This is a genomic window from Plesiomonas sp., from assembly GCF_051650925.1.
GTDB lineage: Bacteria > Pseudomonadota > Gammaproteobacteria > Enterobacterales > CAMTGL01 > Plesiomonas.
Genome location: NZ_JBOFRH010000336.1, coordinates 1 through 2,783 on the forward strand (window position 1 = coordinate 1; position 2,783 = coordinate 2,783).

The 2,783-nt window shown below is 50.6% G+C and carries 3 protein-coding genes; all 3 read right to left on the reverse strand.

Annotated elements, in window-relative coordinates; all coding sequences use genetic code 11:
* On the reverse strand, window positions 1-865 hold an 865-nt coding region (locus ACRC27_RS07835; RefSeq protein ID WP_438639592.1), incomplete at its 3' end, for a TDP-N-acetylfucosamine:lipid II N-acetylfucosaminyltransferase.
* Entirely contained in the window at window positions 862-2,112 is a 1,251-nt protein-coding gene (gene wzxE, locus ACRC27_RS07840; protein ID WP_438622727.1) for a lipid III flippase WzxE, read from the reverse strand. The genes ACRC27_RS07835 and wzxE, both read right to left, overlap by 4 nt.
* 2 nt (window positions 2,113-2,114) lie before the next feature.
* Window positions 2,115-2,783: dTDP-4-amino-4,6-dideoxygalactose transaminase (rffA, locus tag ACRC27_RS07845; protein ID WP_438639593.1), on the reverse strand; the 669-nt coding region annotated here is incomplete at its 5' end.

The window sequence follows — 2,783 nt, forward strand, 5'->3', positions numbered from 1 at the left end:
TTTGAATCAGTAAACACAACGTGCCAATACCCTGCTGACGTTCAAACAAAAAATAACCCAGATCGCACTGAGCCAGCAGATCAAGGTAGGTGTTAAATGGGATCTGCTCAGTCAACAATGTAACCTGCCCATCAGGGTAAAGTGTTTCGGCGCAATGGCGAATTTCACTGATGTAAGCATCATTGTTGGCCGGATAGCCCAGTGGGATCTGCACCCGAACGTGCTCACCAAACTGCTGTTTAATCTCACGCAATGCATCAATGTGCCGGTTAGAACGATCTCCGGAGTTGCCGACCAGAATGTTCAGTGGTTCAGCCGGTGTCCAGTTGCGTACGCCGCCAGTCAATGCCGGATCCATTTTCGTTGGGAAATAGAGCAACTGCTGGGCAATGGCTGGATGGCGCTGATGGTAGTAATTCAGATCGCCTCGGGTGGCAAATACCCGCCCGACACGCCCCTGTGCAATCCGCCGCAAACGGTAGAACAACCGAAAGCGCCAGTCAGTAGAGTCCTCATATAAATCTGCCCCCCAGATATGCCAGCTCACCTGTTTTGGGCGAATAAACCCGACCAGCAGATAGAGCCACAATAGGATATTAAACTGCCCATGCAGGATAAAATGTGACTCTGGCTGGCGATGAGCCTGCTGACGCAGCACCTGTGCGATCTGCTTTTTACTGGCAAAACAGCGGATATTAAGCTGCGGGAAGCGATGTGCCAGCGCCGAATCGCGGCTGACCACATAAAACTCACGGGTCAGGTCAGGCGATGACAACCGCGGGCTGAGCACATCATTAAAGAAGCTCAGTACGGTCTGATTGTGATGCGGGATATCTGATCCCAAAACATGGATTAAGGCTGTCATGCACGCTTTCGATAAATAAGAAAAGCCCCAACACAGAGGCAAAAATAGAGGATGTAAGTCAGCATATAGGCTTGCGCCGCACCCAGTGCACCATGCATTGGAATAAGGATATAAGCCAATGTACTGAGCAACACAAACTGGCACACTTCTGCCAGTAAGTAATAACGCAGTGCGGCTTTCGCCACTACCAAATAGCCAAATACATACGCGCCGACTTTAAAAACATCACCGGTAAGTTGCCATGCAAACAGATCGCGCATTGGGCGAAACTCTGCCGAGAACAGCAGCCAGATAGCAACATCCCGCAGCAAATAGACGGTCAGGCTGACGGCTGCAACCGCCGGTAATACAAACCGCAGCGAACGGCCTATCTCGCGCACAATGGCGTTTTTATCCTGTAAACGCGACAACGTGGGCAGCAGATAAACCGAAAATGAGGCCGTGATAAACTGCAAGTAGGCATCTGAAATTTTACTCACCCCTTGCCACATACCTACTGCATCCCAGCCATAACGAGCGGCCAGCAAATTTCGCAGCATTACATACGCGGCAGGCAAGGTAACGGAGGTAATCAATACCATCACGGTAAATTTGAGTAGATTACTCGCAAAAAAACGATCCCACGTTGGGCGCAAATAGCTCAGTGGAATGGTTTTTCGTTTTAGCAATACCGTAGCAGCAGGGAGGACGGCAATGGCCGGCACAAGGGCAAGGCCAGCTAATGCACCGGTATAGCCGCCGAGCCAAAAACAGAGGCTATAGGCCACTACGCCCAGTATGCTGCCACCAATTACCGCCAGCGCGTTGCCCATAGCATCGCGCTGACCTTTGATGATGGCCAAAAACAAGTTGGCATAGGCAATGCCCATTTGAATAAGACCGACAGCCTGTACCACCGCCGTCATTTCACGGTGATCGAACAGCAGTTGGCTAATAGGCCCAGCCGCACAAACAAAAATAGCAGCCAGTAAGGTAGAAAATAGGGCAACAATGGCGGATGACGTGCCAAGCAGCGCCCGTAAACGGACGCTGTCGTGTTGATACTCGGCGACATACTTGGTGACACCATTAAAAATACCCGCACCAGAGAGAACCCCCAGTACGGTCACCATTGTCATAAAGTTACCCGCTTGCCCCACCCCTTGCGGGCCGAAGGATACCGCCAGTAACTTGACCACCAACAACCCTACACCGATTTTTACCAGTGTAGAGGCAGCAGTCCAAACCGAAGCTTTAGCCAGTGACATAATCAGGCAAAAAAGTTCAGCAGCGTTTGAATCACAGTGCGCTGTGTTAAATCGTCCATGTTATAGAACAAGGGCAGACGCACTAAACGCTCGCTTTCAGCCGTGGTGAACTGATCTTGACCGTGGAACTGACCAAATTTCTCTCCGGCAGGGCAAGCATGCAGAGGGATATAATGGAAAACTGTCATGATTTCAGCCTCTTTCATGAAGCTGATAAATGCACTGCGATCATCCATATCACGCATTTTGATATAGAACATGTGTGCGTTGTGCGCGCAATCCGTCGGACAAGATGGCAGTGCAATACGACCGGCATCCGCCAATGGCTTAAGTGCGTTGTAGTAGGTATTCCATAATGCTAAACGGCGCTGGTTGATCTGCTCGGCGGCTTCAAGTTGTGACCACAAATACGCCGCTTGCAGATCAGACATCAGGTAGCTTGAGCCGATATCACGCCAAGTATATTTATCCACTTGCCCGCGGAAGAATTGGCTACGATTCGTGCCTTTTTCACGGATAACTTCAGCGCGATCGATCAGTGAAGGGTCATTAATCAGTGTTGCTCCGCCCTCACCGCCTGCCGTGTAGTTTTTGGTTTCATGGAAGCTGTAACAACCGATATGGCCAATCGTACCCAGCGCGCGCCCTTTATAGGTCGACATCACGCCTTG